We start from the raw sequence: 14,326 nt of genomic DNA on the forward strand, positions 1-14,326 counted from the left end.
TTAATGCTCCTGAGCTAAAGAGATCGGCTGAGACGGCGAGCGACGGCGGTTAAGTAACAGCATGAGGAAGGCTGACAGCAGCATGAATCCACCGACCACAAACATCGGCAAGGCATAGCTGTTAGTCGCGTCATGCAGCGCGCCGGTAATGTAGCCCGCGGAGAAGCCCGCTACGTTTCCTAAGGTATTAATCAGTGCAATTGCGGCCGCCGCAGATGCACCGGTCAGGAATTGCGTCGGTAATGTCCAGAAGTTAGGTAGCGCGGCGAAGATGGCGCTGGCTGTAATCGCAATCACCATGATGGTGGTGAACGGCGAATCCATATACAGCGCCAGCGGTACGCTGATGCCGCCTGCCAGCGCCGGAATAGCGATGTGCCAGGTTTTGCAGCCACGACGCGCAGCGTCTTTCGACCAGAAGAACATCACCACCGCCGCGATCAGGTACGGCACGCCGGTAATCAATCCTTTCTGCATGACATTAAAGGTGGTGCCGAACTGCTGCTGGAAGCCAGCAATAATGGTTGGCAGGAAGAACGCCAGCGCATACAGACCATATATGAATCCGAAGTAAATCAGGCACAGCATCCATACGCGGCCGTTACCCATTACCGAGCGCAGGCTGTGTTTCTGATGGCCCTGCTTCTGCTGATGCTCAGCTTCCAGCTCAGCGGTAAGCCAGGTTTTCTCTTCGGAGGTCAGCCATTTAGCCTGGCGCGGCGAATCCACCAGCCAGAACAGTGCAGCAAACCCAATCAGAATCGCGGGAATTGAGACGCCCATAAACATCACGCGCCAGCCGGCCATGCCGAACAGGCCATGCTGCTCAATTAATGAAGCGGCTAACGGTGCGCCAAATACCACGGTTAGCGGTTGCGCAAGATAGAACAGCGACAGAATTTTGCTGCGATGCCGGCCAGGTACCCACATGCTGAGGTAGAGGATCGCGCCCGGGAAGAAGCCAGCCTCAGCGATGCCGAGCAGCAGACGCAGCGTATACAAACCTTCCACACTGCTTACCCATGTGAACAACAGCGAGACAATCCCCCAGCTGATCATGATGCGCGCCAGCCAGCGACGCGCGCCAAACTTATGCAGCGCCAGGTTGCTGGGCACCTCCAGCAGGATGTAACCAATAAAGAAGATGCCTGATGCTAAACCAAACTGCAGCGCCGTCAGGCCGAGGTCTTGCGTCATGCCGTTGGGGCCCGCAAACGAAATCGCGGTGCGGTCGAGAAAGTTAATAAAGAACATCAGCGCCACGAACGGCACTAAACGCCAGGAGATTTTTCTAATGGTGGACTTTTCCACCGCCGTGACGGTTGGCTGGTTCATAACGCACCTCCAGGACATGCGGAGTTATTCATTTCGTTAAGCGGTGTTGGCCCAGCGCTAAGGGCGCGCTGGCGGCAGGCGAACTGAGAGGTAAGGTGTAAATGCAGCATGTTCGAGTCCTTAATGGGTCTTCTTGTACATTAGTAAAGCTATGCGAACAAATGAACAGTACACGGATAATTGCGCACACCTCAAGCGCAATACACGAAAGTGTGAGCGCGCTCATGAGATTCGATTTTGCAGTTATTATCGGACTTTTGCTCAATGCAGCGGCCAAAACCACACTGGTATGGTGATTTCAAGCGCATTAACGGGCGATATCTGGCATTCTTCATATGAACAACACTTGAACATATGATTAATTTTATGGCAGGCTGCATATGAACATCTTCTCGCCTGCTGAACAAACGTGCAGGCGACCATGCCAACCCTGCTGGAGAACGACGATGAAAACAATCGCTATTGGCGCCGATGATGCGGCTATCGAATTGAAAAACGTGATTAAAAAACTGCTGGAAGAGAAAGAGTTCGTGGTAACGGATTACACCAATGATGCGCAAAACGATCGTCCGATGTATCCGGATGTGGCATTTGCATTGGCTACCGCCATTCAGAAAAAAGAGTTTGAGCGCGGTATCCTGCTGTGCGGTACCGGCATCGGCGTGGCTATTGTCGCTAACAAGGTGGAAGGCGTGCGCGCCGCGCAGTGCCACGATACCTTCTCCGCCGAGCGTGCCCGTAAGAGCAACAACGCTCAGATCATGACCATGGGCGCGCGCGTTATTGGCCCTGAGCTGGCTAAGAATATTGTCAATGCCTGGCTGGCATCAGAGTTCGAAGGGGGCGGCTCTACCGCTAAAGTTGAGAAGATCGGTTACTACGAGCAAGTTTCCCACGCTAAATAAGCGCCGCGCTCGCGCCCTGCTGCGTACTTTTGCAGCACCAAGAATGGCGATCAAAACAAAGCGCATAGGGTTTCCCTGGCGAAAACCCGCATAAGGGTGGCTGAGGCGGAAGGACCGTGTTATTGCGCGGTAATACGAATAATTTTCTGCGTCATGCTCATGGCTGAATCAAACGGGCCAGTATGACGCACGATTTTCACCATGATGCTGGCCCCCACCCACAGCTGATAAAGGCTTTCTGCCACGAGGGACGGTTTATCATCAATCACCAGGGATCCCTCTTTCACGCCCGCTTCTAACGCCTCCGCCAGACGTGCGATGATCCCTGAAGTGCCGTTCTGCAGCGTAACGCGCATACTGTCCGAAAGATCGGCGACTTCCGCGCCCAGCTTCACCGCCAGGCACTTGCCCTGACAATCGGAGAACGATTGTGTCTCACGCCACAGCTGCCAGTAATTCATCAAACGTTGTGCCATGGTGAGATCCGGCTGGGCCAAGGTACTATCGAGCTCGGTAAGATAATCATCAAAATAGCGCGCCAACATCGCTACGCCAAACGCCTCTTTCGAACTGAAATAGTGATAGAACGAACCCTTCGGCACGCCAGCATCGGTGAGGATTTCATTCAATCCGACAGCCGAAAACCCCTTGCCTGCCATGATACGTTGGCCGGTAGCAAGGATGTGATCGCGGATTTCGTGGCTATGTAATTGGGATGCAGTAGTCATAGCCCAAGATTATCAAATACTAGACCAGTCGTCTATGCTCAGGAAAATGGAAGGCGGACGACACGTTCGCCTCCCGTTAATCGGCCTTTATTGAGCTAATTGCTTTATCAGCTGTTGTGCGGTCTCGGCTGAGGATGTTGGATTTTGTCCAGTGATCAGCAGGCCATCGCTAACCACGTAAGAACTCCAGTCGGCACCTTTAGAATACAGACCGCCCTTGGCAATCAGTTCGTCTTCCACCAGGAATGGCACCACCTTGGTCAGGCCAACGGCCTCCTCTTCGCTATTGGTAAAGCCGGTAACATTGCGCCCCTGCACCAGCGGCTTCCCTTCTGGCGTTTTGACATGGCGCAACACGCCCGGCGCATGACATACCAACGCGACGTGTTTGTTTGCCGCGAGGAAGCCTTCAATCAGCGCGATGGAATGCTTATCCTCGGCCAAATCCCACAACGGGCCGTGACCGCCAGGGTAAAACACGGCGTCGTAATCGGCAGGCGTTACGCTATCCAGACGTACGGTGGCCGCAAGTTGCTGAGTTGCTGCGGCATCGGCTTCGAAGCGATGGGTTTGTTCGGTCTGGAAATCAGGTTCGTTGCTTTTAGGATCTAACGGCGGCTTGCCGCCTTTCGGTGAAGCCAGCGTGATGTCGGCCCCGGCATCTTTGAACGCGTAGTAAGGCGCAGCCAGCTCTTCCAGCCAAAAGCCGGTTTTACGTCCGGTATCGCCTAATTGATCGTGCGAGGTGAGAACCATAAGAATTTTCATCGTCAATCTCCTGTTGCTAGGATTAAATGCTCAAACTAGACCAGTCGTCTAGCGCTTAAATTCACGTTATCACCTAATAGACCAGTCGTCTAGAGCTTGAGGCAATTTTAGTAAAATGTCATGCGCCCTCGTTTCTTACCTTTCAAATAGCCGAAGACCGCCATTGACCTAACGCCATTTAAACCGGACATTTTCCCATTACCCCCACCTGCCCAAGCGGCTTGTTGAGTTATAACTCAGCCTGGCTCGTTTCAGCAGCTATGCAACTAAGGCGTTCACGGATGTGTATTCAGGCCCGTGTTCACGCTGAGCCACCCATAATTGGCTTATAGTGGATTCATCGTCGCCGTACTGTTTTGCTAATGCCCTTATTGATATTGTCATTTTACTCCTAAAGTTTTTTTATTCTTGACCGATGTAATAACTATTTAGGGGACTTAAAATGAATACAATTGAAGAGGATTTCAAAGACATCCAGTTAATGGCCTTTGAATTTCTCAATCAGACGGCAATCAAAGAAAAACTCTTCTTCCTTTTTAAATTCAGACGTGACGATTGGGAAAAATGGTTCCAAATTGAATTTGCATTTTTCATTCAAAAAAATTTTGAAGTAAATGTTGAACGGGAATTACCCGCTTTTACAAACTCCCCACTCAAAAAAGACTCAAGATTTTTTATTGATGTTGTTTATAAATTAGAGGATGAGAAGAAGTTTGTTTTTCTAGAAATAAAATGCAACAGGAGCAGTTCAGCCTTAAGAAGAGGATTGTCAAGAGACATAAGTAAGTTACGCCACATTAAGAAAATAAAAACTCATCCAAAACGTTCATCCTGGTGTATTGGGTTTCATCGCAGCTGTACAGACCATGATATCGACTCGATGAAACGGTTTATTAGCGACTCTACCTTTTCTAAACATGAGGTACTCAAACTCTGCTTATGCGATTACAAGACAAAATGTGTCTGTGAGCACAATAAATTAGGTGTAACTATAGTTTTTTGCGGTGGTTAATAGGAGGATAAATATGCACAATTCATCCCTATAAAGGATTTTCAACATTCGCCGACATTGAAGATTTGTTCTGTTAGGAACTTTACATGATAAAAAATATATCCATATGGATTTCTCTTTTTGCATTATTTCTAATTACCGGTTGTTCTGCTGTTCATCCCGGACATATGACAACGTATAAAAGTAATGTGAGTTATGAAATATTTTATGAAGGTTCAATGATTCACAGTTACGTTCCAAGTTACTATCCAATGAGAGTGACTGATGATAAGGTCATCATTTCATTTGTTGTTGATCTTGGTTACGACTCTATCGGATTTCCATTTATCTATACTGACAGCAGAATTACTGAAAGCACTCGCCCATTTCGAGAATTCTTAGTTTGGTCAAAAAAACCATTTATCAAGCGCCAAGAAACGAAGAAAAAGATGATGGCAGGCACAACCTGGGATGTAGTTTACTATCGTGAAGAAAATGACCTTAAAACACAAGAACCCCTATTCCTATTAGTCCGTCATTTTGGCTATTTTTATCCTGACCTGATCTATGCATTTACTGTAACTGACATTGAACACCTTTTAGATGACGTTTACTATGTAAAATACTGCAAAGAACATGGATTGCCATTATAAATTTCAAGGAAAGCATGATTATTATGCTTCTCACTTCAATCGATTATCACGGTACTCATCATCGAATTTCTCTTTGAGTACCTTGGTGATTGGGCCGCCCATATAGCTTCGGTCGCCACGTGTGGCGACCAACGTTCGATATGCCGTTTGCTTATTTACCCCTGCTCAGACTGCACAGCTAAATCAGTTTCTTTGCCTACCAGTATTATCGTCAGGCTAAAGGACAAGACCAGCGCAATCACTACGCCCGAAACGGCCCAGATAAAGTACGGTCCGATGTAAGCCGGCAGACTAAATATGCTGGAAAGGATATAGCCATATAAACGCACGCCAAAGAAACCAATAAAGGCGGAAGCGAGTGCGCTGGATACGGTGGCGGCGATAAACGCTTTTTTATAGCGCGTTAATACCCCAAACAGCGCAGGTTCAGTGATGCCTAATAACGCTGAGATCGCAGCTGAAAGCGTTACGACTTTATCCTGACGATTTTTACTCAATTTCCAGATGGCAAAGGTCGCTCCTGCGATTGACATATTTGCCATAAACATCATCGGCATCAACATGTCATAACCGCGATCGCTGAAATTCTGCAGCGCGATGGGTGTCATTGCATGGTGCATACCGGTAAGTACCGCCAGCGGCCGAATGGCACCCACAATCAAACCGGCAAAGCTGGATGAAATACTGAACAAGCCTTCAATAAATAACGCTAATCCCTTTCCTAGCCAAATACCCATCGGGCCAATCACCACTAGCGCAGTGAGCGCGGCGAGAAACAGCGTTAACGTTGGCGTAAAGACCGTTTTCAACACTTCCGGCATAATACGATCAACCCAGCGGTGGATATAACTCAGTGCCAGAATTGAAAAGATGACCGGAATAACACTGGAGGCATAGTTGAATACCGAAACCGGAATCAGGCCCATAAACCAGAATGCGTTTACGGCACCTTCCTGATGTGCGGCCAGCGCTTTAGCTGCATCGATTAATGACGGATACATCAAACACGCGGCAACGGCTGCGGCCAGATATTCATTGGTCTTAAAGATTTTAGCCGCAGAGACCGCCAGGAAAAACGGTAAAAAATAGAACACGCCGCTGGCGATTAAATCAATCACCATTACCGTATCACTCTTTGCCGAGATCAGCTGTAATGCCACCAAACCGGCTAGTAATCCTTTGATCATCCCTGCGCCAGCAATGGCGGGAACAATGGGTCCAAATACACCGGAAACGGTATCCATAAACAGGGAAACGACGCTTTTACGCGTTTTTTCCAGCTGTATCTGCGGCTGATTATCGTTATTCAGCACGGGCACGAGTTGCTCATACCAACTATTTACCTTCGGCCCAATAATGATTTGAAACTGTTCGCTTTGCATTTGCGCCCCCAGAACACCGGGCAGCGCTTTAATTCCACTCTGATTAACTTTATTGTCATCAACAAGATCAAAGCGCAGCCGAGTCATACAGTGCCAGACTTTATTGATATTATTTTTTCCGCCCACTAACTGAATGATATTTCCTATGACTTCCTGCGTTCCCATACTTGCTCCTAAGGGAAAAAACTGCCCTGATGAAATCTGCTCTGGATGGTAATAAATGAACCCAGGCAAAACAAACCAATAAATCATGATGAGGATCACAAAACCACACTCAACAGGCTTTATGACACGAAAAATCGCAAATTGGTCTGTTTTTTAAAGAGAAATCACGCATTTTTTTAACCAATATTTATTACATAAAAAGGGTTTGCGTCTTAATAAAAACCCAGCAATCATAGGGTAAAAATTTCATATCATTCTGCCTTACTGTTAAACGCGGTGAGTGTGCCAGAGGAGTTTTCTTTGTGACCCCAACTATTATCGAAAGTATTCACTGCTTTATTACTCGTCCCGATCGCCATAATCTCATTACCGTACGCGTTACGACCAATAAAGGCATTACGGGACACGGCTGTGCCACTTTTCAACAGCGTCCATTGGCTGTAAAAACGATGGTCGATGAGTATCTGGTTCCCCTTTTGGTCGGGCGAGATGCCAATAATATTGAAGATCTGTGGCAAATGATGAACGTTAATGCCTATTGGCGAAACGGTCCGGTAACCAATAATGCTATTTCCGGTATTGATATGGCATTGTGGGATATTAAGGCGCAGCTGGCGGGTATGCCTTTGTATCAATTATGGGGGGGGAAATCACGCGATGCGATTGCAGCTTATACCCATGCCAGTGGTGAAACGCTGGAAGAACTTTATGCCTCAGTAGATCAAGCGCTAGAAATTGGCTACCGTCATATTCGCTGTCAGTTGGGGTTTTACGGCGGTACCGCCCAGGATCTCCATGCTCCAGAAAAGGGTACCGCCGGCGCTTATTATTCTCAGCAACAGTACATGGCAAATACGGTTGAGATGTTTCGTGCATTGAGAACCAAATATGGTCATCAATTTGAAATTCTGCATGATGTTCACGAACGGTTATTTCCGCAGCAAGCGATTCAGTTGGTTAAACAACTGGAACCTTATATGCCCTATTTTCTCGAGGATGTTCTTCCTCCGGCGCAAACCGGTTGGCTGGCACAGTTACGCCAGCAGAGTGCCGTGCCGCTGGCATTAGGTGAATTATTTAATAATCCAGCCGAATGGCATGAGTTGATCATTCATCGCCGAATCGACTTCATTCGCTGCCACATTTCGCAAATTGGTGGCATCACGCCAGCGCTTAAACTGGCGGCGCTGTGTCAGGCATTCGGAATACGGTTAGCATGGCACGGCCCAGGTGATATGACGCCTATCGGTGTCGCCGTGAATACGCATCTAAATATTCATTTACACAATGCTGCCATTCAGGAATTTATCCCACGCTCATCGCTGACGGATGCGATGTTCCCGGGCGCACCTAACGTTAACAAGGGATTTATTTATCCGCCACAAGCGGCGGGTATCGGCGTAACCTTTGATCAAGCGCTGGCGGAGAAATATCCGGTGGTCTACCGTCCGCATGAGTGGACACAAAGTCGCCTGCCGGACGGCACTATTCATACGCCATAATTTAACGCTGTTTCTGACGAAAGCGCAGATTGTCAGGATTATGAGGAATCAGGTAGGTGCAGGTGTAATCAATATCGACAATGTCGCTGATTTCGTATACCTGTCCTCCCTGAAGAATGCCGCGGTTAATGATATGCATCGCCGGGCTGCCTTTTTTACAGCCAAGAAGCGTAGCCTGATCGCGATTGACGCTAATAGCCCGGTAGCTGGTTAGCAAATGTGAAATGTGATAGCCCCTGGCTAAAACATATTGCTGAATAGAACGCTCGATTATTTCCCCCGTAAGATCGGAAAATAATTGCGCGGGCATGCGCGAGGTTTCAATCTGCACCGCGATATTATCAACATAGCGCAGGCGGGAAAATTCCCAGATAAATGCCTCATCGTTGATGGCAAATATTTGTTGCTCGTCGCTATCAGGACGTCGCTTACGCAGGCTAAGAGAGCGGTAATGTATCTGATCAAAACGTTTTTCAGTGATTGAATTATAGACGAGCGGGTTATTACGTACCGTCTCGTTTATCCAGATGCCTGAACCCTGCACGATACGCACGGCTCCAATACTGACCAGTTTTTCCAGCGCTTGCCGAATGGTAAAACGTGAAACGCCATACTCTTCCGCCAGCTGACGCTCAGGGGGCAATTTGCGGGGCGCGGATGTGTCTTCCTGATAAATTTTGCTCAGCAAATCCTGGGTAACGAACTCTTTCTTTTTCATTAGATTACCCTCCTCCTATCATTGACGGAAGGATAATACCACGTCAGCACTACATTTCGTTTTTACCGTCATCGAACAAGTCCCATTGCATAATTTCATGCAAGAGTTTCATCCTTAGCGAGATCGATATCCTTCTCATTCGTGAAGACTCCACCTTGCTGGTATTTTTATAATATTGGATAAAAAACTCGCGCATCGGAATATCTCCTTCTAAACCGTTATTAACGTTATATTTTCTGCACGAAATGCATTGTAAAACGCCTTGTTAAGCTGCTCCTCCACCACTAGAACATGGATTTCGTCACAGCCCGCCACCGCGAATCTGGCAACGCCGGGGATTTTATCCGCCGTAAGACCAACAATCGTTTGGTTACTCTGTTTAATAGCCACTTTTTTAAATTCGCAATCGGCAAAATCAAATCCTGTCAGACCTGATTCAGGGCTCATGGCGCATCCGCCAATAAAGGCCTGGTCAAAATGGATGTTGCGCAGTTGCTCTATTGCTGTGTGACTTACGCAGCCTCCGCTTTTTTTATCAATATGCCCACCCAGCATGATGACATCTATATTGGGGTGTTTTAAAAGCACGGCGGCGATATCCGGCGCGTTTGTTGCCACCGTTAATGACAACGCCTCTGGCAAAGCCAGGGCCATCGCCAAATTGGTTGTTCCCGCATCGATAAATACACAGCTATCGTTTTTAATAAGGCTGGCACAGGCCGTCGCGATCATCTCCTTTGCTGCGTGATTCTGCTCTTTTCGCAGCAGAAAAGTGCCCGCTTCAGGTAACTGTATTACAGCGCCACCGTATACTTTCTTGCAAATACCTTCCTTACTCAGTTCGTGCAGATCACGCCGGATAGTGTGTTCTGAAACGCCCAATTGTCTGGCGAGGTCAACACAGACGACCCGTCCCTGCTCTTGCAGGATCTGTTTGATCAGCGCTTGTCGCTGATCCGGAAAGGCAGCATAATCGAGCATAAACATTCCTTAATCCATCAAAATCGATCTACAATGAGCATAATCGCGCAAATGTTTGCAGATTGTCAATCTTGCATGCAGGCGCAATGAACCACCCCGTTGCTTCCAGGGATTGTTATCCATCTAAAAAGAGGAATGAAATGATTCAGCATCTCAGCAGCATGACTCCCAGCCGCGCTACGCGTCTGACTTTTTTTATTGCCGGGTTTGTCACCGCCACCTGGGCCGTCATTGTGCCTTTCGCGCGCAATAACACAGGAGTCAACGAAGCGATGCTTGGCACCTTGCTGCTCTGTCTTGGCTTTGGTGCGCTGATCGCTATGCCGGTAACGGGTCTACTGACCAGCCGTTTTGGCTGTCGCCGCGTCATCGTTGTCGCCATCGCATTGATTATCCTGAGCACGCCGCTACTGGCGGTTATTGCCGATCCTCTGCTACTTGGCCTGGTTCTCCTGATTTTTGGCGTGGGTGTTGGCGTGACGGATTGCGCAATGAACATTCAGGCCATTCTCGTTGAGAAGCAATCGGCTGCGCCACTGATGTCCGGATTTCATGGCATGTACAGCTTCGGCGGCATCGCGGGCGCAGGGGTTATGACTGTGCTGCTGTCATTGGGCATGAGCGTGTTGGCCGCAACGCTGCTGGTGACGTTCACGGTGATGGTGTTGGCCATGCTCAGTTTTCCGGGACTTCTAACCTATGCCAATCCTAAAGAGGGGCCGGCATTCGCCGTGCCGCGCGGGCACGTATTATTGCTGGGCCTCATCTGTTTTGCCGTATTCCTGACGGAAGGAACGGTGCTGGACTGGAGTGCCGTTTATCTGACGCAGGTGCGGGATATTCCTGAAACCTTAGGTGGGCTGGGTTATACCTGTTTTGCTGTGGCGATGACGCTAGCAAGACTTACCGGAGACCGCATTATTTCTCTGCTAGGACGGCTGCCGGTGGTTCTGGTGGGCGCGCTCACTGCGGCAGCCGGACTGGCGCTGGTGACCTTTATTCCCTCATGGTCTCTCTCGCTGCTGGGATACGTTTTTGTGGGTGCCGGTTGCGCCAATATCGTACCGGTTATGTTCTCCGCGGTGGGACAACAGAAAGTAATGCCACAGGCAGTGGCGGTACCCGCAATGACAACCTTAGGCTACCTCGGGGTTTTAAGTGGTCCGGCGATAATTGGTTACATTGCCCACTACAGCTCTCTCGCGCTTTCATTCTCACTCATCATGGTGCTGATGCTTGTCGTCGCAGCACTGTCACTCACGCTCAATTTAGGCAATAAAACCCCTGCAGGAGAGAACGCATGAAAATTGCACACGTGGCGTTATGGACCAACAATTTGACTGCCCAGCAACATTTTTGGCAGGATTTTTTTGGCGGAACATCGAATGAACTTTATATCAGCAAAAATCGCCCTGGTTTTCGTTCTCACTTCATTCGTTTGCATGAAGGCGCCACCATCGAACTTATGGCTCTGGAAGCGTTAGCACAAGGTGCGAATGGCACAGAACTGACCGGATGGGCACATATCGCGATTAACGTTGGCACCAGGCAAGATGTGGACACGATGGTCAAACGGGCATCGGAGCAGAAGATTTTAGTCAGTCCGGCGCGGATAACCGGAGATGGTTTCTATGAAGCCCTTATTCGGGATCCTGACGGCAATCTGATTGAAATTGTCAGTGATGATGAGTAAACCGCGCGATAGCTTTTATTTAACGCGAAGCAGATAAAAAAAGGCGCCGCAATGGGCGCCTTAACTCGATGTAGTCGGGGTTATTTCAAACGGAATGCCACCACGCTGTCACCCGCCTGGGTGCCAAGCGAACCGTGGCCGCCAGCGGCAATCACCACGTACTGCTTGCCGTCTTTACCCATAAAGGTAGATGGCGTGGCCTGCGCACCGGCACTCAGTTCAGTCTGCCACAGCAGTTCACCGGTGGTGCTGTCGTAGGCACGGAAGAAGTTATCTGCCGTTGCCCCATGGAACACCAAATCACCTGCCGTCAGCAACGGACCACCGTGCGCCACCATGCCCATCGGGAAACCGATTGGGAAGCGGCCAGGCAGGAAGCTGGTTTTCAGGTTTTTGGTGACGCCGACGCGGCGCAGCCATTCGGTTTTACCGGTCTTCAGATCCACACCCACCATACGGCCCCAGGGTGGAGCAACACAAGGAATGCCAAGACCAGACGCCAGCTGCTGAATGTGAATGGCATAATCACCGTGGAAGTTTTCATTCCAGTACGGCTGACCATCTTTGGTGAACAGGCGCTCGGTGGCGGTCTGCTCGCTACGTTTGATCAGATTGTATTTGTAAGCCAGACGCACTGGCGCGGCAATCAGCATTTGACGCTGCGGATCGACGGCGACAGAACCCCAGTTGAACACGCCAATGTTACCCGGGAAGATCAGCGAACCCGCTTCGGTTGCTGGCGTCCACGGGTTACCGTCGTAGCGCAGGCTACGGAAATCCATGCGGCATGACATTTGGTCAAACGGCGTGATACCCCACATTGATTTCTCGGTCAACGGCTGCGGGATAAAGTTCAGGCTGGATACCGGCTGCGTCGCGGCAAATTTCTCGCCCGCTACGCCACCTTCGGTTGAAACCTTCACCTGATTCACCGGATAAACCGGCTGGCCAGTAAGACGATTCAGCACAAACAGGTTGCCGGTTTTGGTTGGCAAAATCACCACAGGCTGCTTCTGGCCCTGATAATCGATGTCCACCAGCGAAGGCTGTGACGGATTATCGCGGTCCCACAGATCGTGGTTGGAGCTCTGATAGCGCCATTTGAAGGCACCGGTTTGCAGATCCAGCGCCACCAGCGCATCGCGGAACTTCTCGGTGTTGCTGTTTGGATCGCGTTCAATACCCACTTCATCCGGTGAAGCGTTACCAAACGGCACGTAGACCACACCATTTTTCAGGTCAGCACTCAGCGTGCCCCACGCCACTGGCGTGTCCTGCGGATAGTTCTGACCCGCGGCGATCGGTGCGGTGTTTTCCGGGTTAGCCGGATCGAAGTTCCACACCAGACGGCCAGTTTGCACGTCATACGCGCGAATTACGCCTGACGGGTTACCGCTGTTGAAGCCGTTGTCCATCACCGAACCGCCAACGATCACCAGCTTGCCCGCCACCAGCGGTGCCGCGGTTTGCATCAGCGCATGGGGACGCACTTCACCCATATTGGCATGCAGATCAACCACACCGTTCTCACCGAAATCGGCGCACGGTTTGCCGGTATCGGCATCCAGCGCGATCAGCTGCGCGTCAGTGGTGGCATTAAAGACACGCTTACGGCAGATCGCCGGGTTGGCGGCATTCTCCTGCGCGGCAACCGGTGCGTCTTCGTAATAGCTCACGCCGCGACAGGTTTGATGCTGCTGCAGGTAAGAGCGATCTTTATTTGGCGTGAACTTCCACTTCACTGCGCCCGTTTCAGGATCGAGCGCGTGGACTTCATTATGCGGCGTACAGAAGTAGAGCATGCCATTGGCTTTCAGCGGCGTCGCTTCGAAGGTGTATTCGGTCGCATCCGCATCCTGACGCAGATCGCCGGTGTGATAAGTCCATGCGACTTCGAGGTTTTTCACGTTCTCTTTGCTGATCTGGTTCAGCGCGGAGAAACGCAGGCCATCAGAGGATCCACCGTAAGCGGTCCAGTCGTTAGCCGCGCCCTGCTCGCTATTTTGCTCGCGCGCATTGCTGATAGTGCCTTCCTGCGGAATCGGATCGTAGAAGCACAGACCAATCACCACCACAATCATGATCATCACCGTGCCGCCCAGGAAGCTATGGAAACGGCGCTCACCGCGATAGAGCGGTTTTACTACCCACGGCATTGCCAGCCACAGGCCGATTACGCCGAACAGGTCGCCGCGCGGGATCCACTGCCACTTGTCAAAGCCCACTTCCCAGATAATCCAGGCCAGCGTAATCCACATCAGTACTGCATATAGCGCCAGCGCACTGCGCTGGTTGCGGAACAGTAAAATGGCGGTGATCAGTAATCCCACCGCCATCAGTGCATAAAATGCACTGCCGCCCAGCATCAGCAGCTTGCCGCCCATATACAACAAGGCAATCGCGAGGATCGCGAGCACGATGCTGGTTAGTTTGTTAACCATGCTAATCCCTCAACCTTTTTCATCAAAAAACCTCAAAAATTAACCCACATAGAATCAACAAAAT

General features: G+C 49.9%; 13 protein-coding genes. 6 read left to right on the plus strand and 7 right to left on the minus strand.

The window, feature by feature from the left end; all coding sequences use genetic code 11:
- On the minus strand, positions 1–1,335 hold the full coding sequence (locus ACIP6T_RS05835) for an MFS transporter (protein WP_097097270.1): 1,335 nt from the start codon (positions 1,333–1,335) through the stop codon (positions 1–3).
- A gap of 446 nt (positions 1,336–1,781) precedes the next feature.
- On the opposite strand from ACIP6T_RS05835, the gene ACIP6T_RS05840 reads away from it, so the two are divergent.
- The gene (locus ACIP6T_RS05840; RefSeq protein WP_097097269.1) at positions 1,782–2,240 is read left to right on the plus strand and encodes an RpiB/LacA/LacB family sugar-phosphate isomerase; all 459 of its coding nucleotides are present in this window, start codon (positions 1,782–1,784) and stop codon (positions 2,238–2,240) included.
- 119 nt (positions 2,241–2,359) lie between these two features.
- Here the strand turns inward: ACIP6T_RS05840 and ACIP6T_RS05845 are convergent, their stop codons facing one another.
- Both ACIP6T_RS05845 and ACIP6T_RS05850 read right to left on the minus strand, forming a co-directional pair.
- Positions 2,360–2,968 (minus strand): TetR/AcrR family transcriptional regulator, encoded by a 609-nt coding sequence (locus tag ACIP6T_RS05845; protein WP_400455907.1) that lies wholly within the window; start codon positions 2,966–2,968, stop codon positions 2,360–2,362.
- Positions 2,969–3,055: 87 nt separating this feature from the next.
- On the minus strand, positions 3,056–3,736 hold the full coding sequence (locus ACIP6T_RS05850; protein WP_345829668.1) for a type 1 glutamine amidotransferase domain-containing protein: 681 nt from the start codon (positions 3,734–3,736) through the stop codon (positions 3,056–3,058).
- A 442-nt stretch (positions 3,737–4,178) separates the two neighbouring features.
- Between ACIP6T_RS05850 and ACIP6T_RS05855 the strand changes: the two genes are divergently transcribed.
- Together ACIP6T_RS05855 and ACIP6T_RS05860 are read left to right on the plus strand one after the other, a co-directional pair.
- Positions 4,179–4,748 (plus strand): hypothetical protein, encoded by a 570-nt coding sequence (locus ACIP6T_RS05855; RefSeq protein WP_400455909.1) that lies wholly within the window; start codon positions 4,179–4,181, stop codon positions 4,746–4,748.
- Between the two features lie 86 nt (positions 4,749–4,834).
- On the plus strand, positions 4,835–5,380 hold the full coding sequence (locus tag ACIP6T_RS05860) for a hypothetical protein (protein WP_400455911.1): 546 nt from the start codon (positions 4,835–4,837) through the stop codon (positions 5,378–5,380).
- 155 nt (positions 5,381–5,535) lie between these two features.
- Here ACIP6T_RS05860 and ACIP6T_RS05865 read toward each other — a convergent pair whose 3' ends face one another.
- Complete coding sequence (locus ACIP6T_RS05865; protein ID WP_400455912.1) at positions 5,536–6,927, minus strand: PTS transporter subunit EIIC; 1,392 nt, start codon at positions 6,925–6,927, stop codon at positions 5,536–5,538.
- Positions 6,928–7,229: 302 nt separating this feature from the next.
- On the opposite strand from ACIP6T_RS05865, the gene ACIP6T_RS05870 reads away from it, so the two are divergent.
- The gene (locus ACIP6T_RS05870) at positions 7,230–8,429 is read left to right on the plus strand and encodes an enolase C-terminal domain-like protein (RefSeq protein WP_400455913.1); all 1,200 of its coding nucleotides are present in this window, start codon (positions 7,230–7,232) and stop codon (positions 8,427–8,429) included.
- 1 nt (position 8,430) lies between these two features.
- Here the strand turns inward: ACIP6T_RS05870 and ACIP6T_RS05875 are convergent, their stop codons facing one another.
- On the minus strand, positions 8,431–9,147 hold the full coding sequence (locus ACIP6T_RS05875) for a GntR family transcriptional regulator (protein WP_097097263.1): 717 nt from the start codon (positions 9,145–9,147) through the stop codon (positions 8,431–8,433).
- Between the two features lie 210 nt (positions 9,148–9,357).
- A complete protein-coding gene (locus ACIP6T_RS05880) occupies positions 9,358–10,128 on the minus strand; it encodes a DeoR/GlpR family DNA-binding transcription regulator (protein ID WP_097097262.1) in 771 nt (256 codons plus the stop codon).
- A 140-nt stretch (positions 10,129–10,268) separates the two neighbouring features.
- On the opposite strand from ACIP6T_RS05880, the gene ACIP6T_RS05885 reads away from it, so the two are divergent.
- Positions 10,269–11,432 carry an MFS transporter gene (locus ACIP6T_RS05885; protein WP_400455915.1) on the plus strand — a complete coding sequence of 388 codons (1,164 nt, stop codon included), beginning with the start codon at positions 10,269–10,271 and terminating at the stop codon, positions 11,430–11,432.
- Positions 11,429–11,821: a VOC family protein gene (locus ACIP6T_RS05890; protein WP_097097260.1), complete on the plus strand. Its 393-nt coding sequence runs from the start codon at positions 11,429–11,431 to the stop codon at positions 11,819–11,821. The genes ACIP6T_RS05885 and ACIP6T_RS05890 overlap by 4 nt, the downstream gene beginning before the upstream one ends.
- A gap of 80 nt (positions 11,822–11,901) precedes the next feature.
- On the opposite strand, the gene ACIP6T_RS05895 is transcribed toward ACIP6T_RS05890, so the two are convergent.
- The gene (locus ACIP6T_RS05895; protein WP_097097259.1) at positions 11,902–14,262 is read right to left on the minus strand and encodes a membrane-bound PQQ-dependent dehydrogenase, glucose/quinate/shikimate family; all 2,361 of its coding nucleotides are present in this window, start codon (positions 14,260–14,262) and stop codon (positions 11,902–11,904) included.
- Between the last annotated feature and the right edge of the window lie 64 nt (positions 14,263–14,326).

The organism is Pantoea sp. NPDC088449, from assembly GCF_044753225.1.
GTDB classification, from domain to species: domain Bacteria; phylum Pseudomonadota; class Gammaproteobacteria; order Enterobacterales; family Enterobacteriaceae; genus Pantoea; species Pantoea floridensis.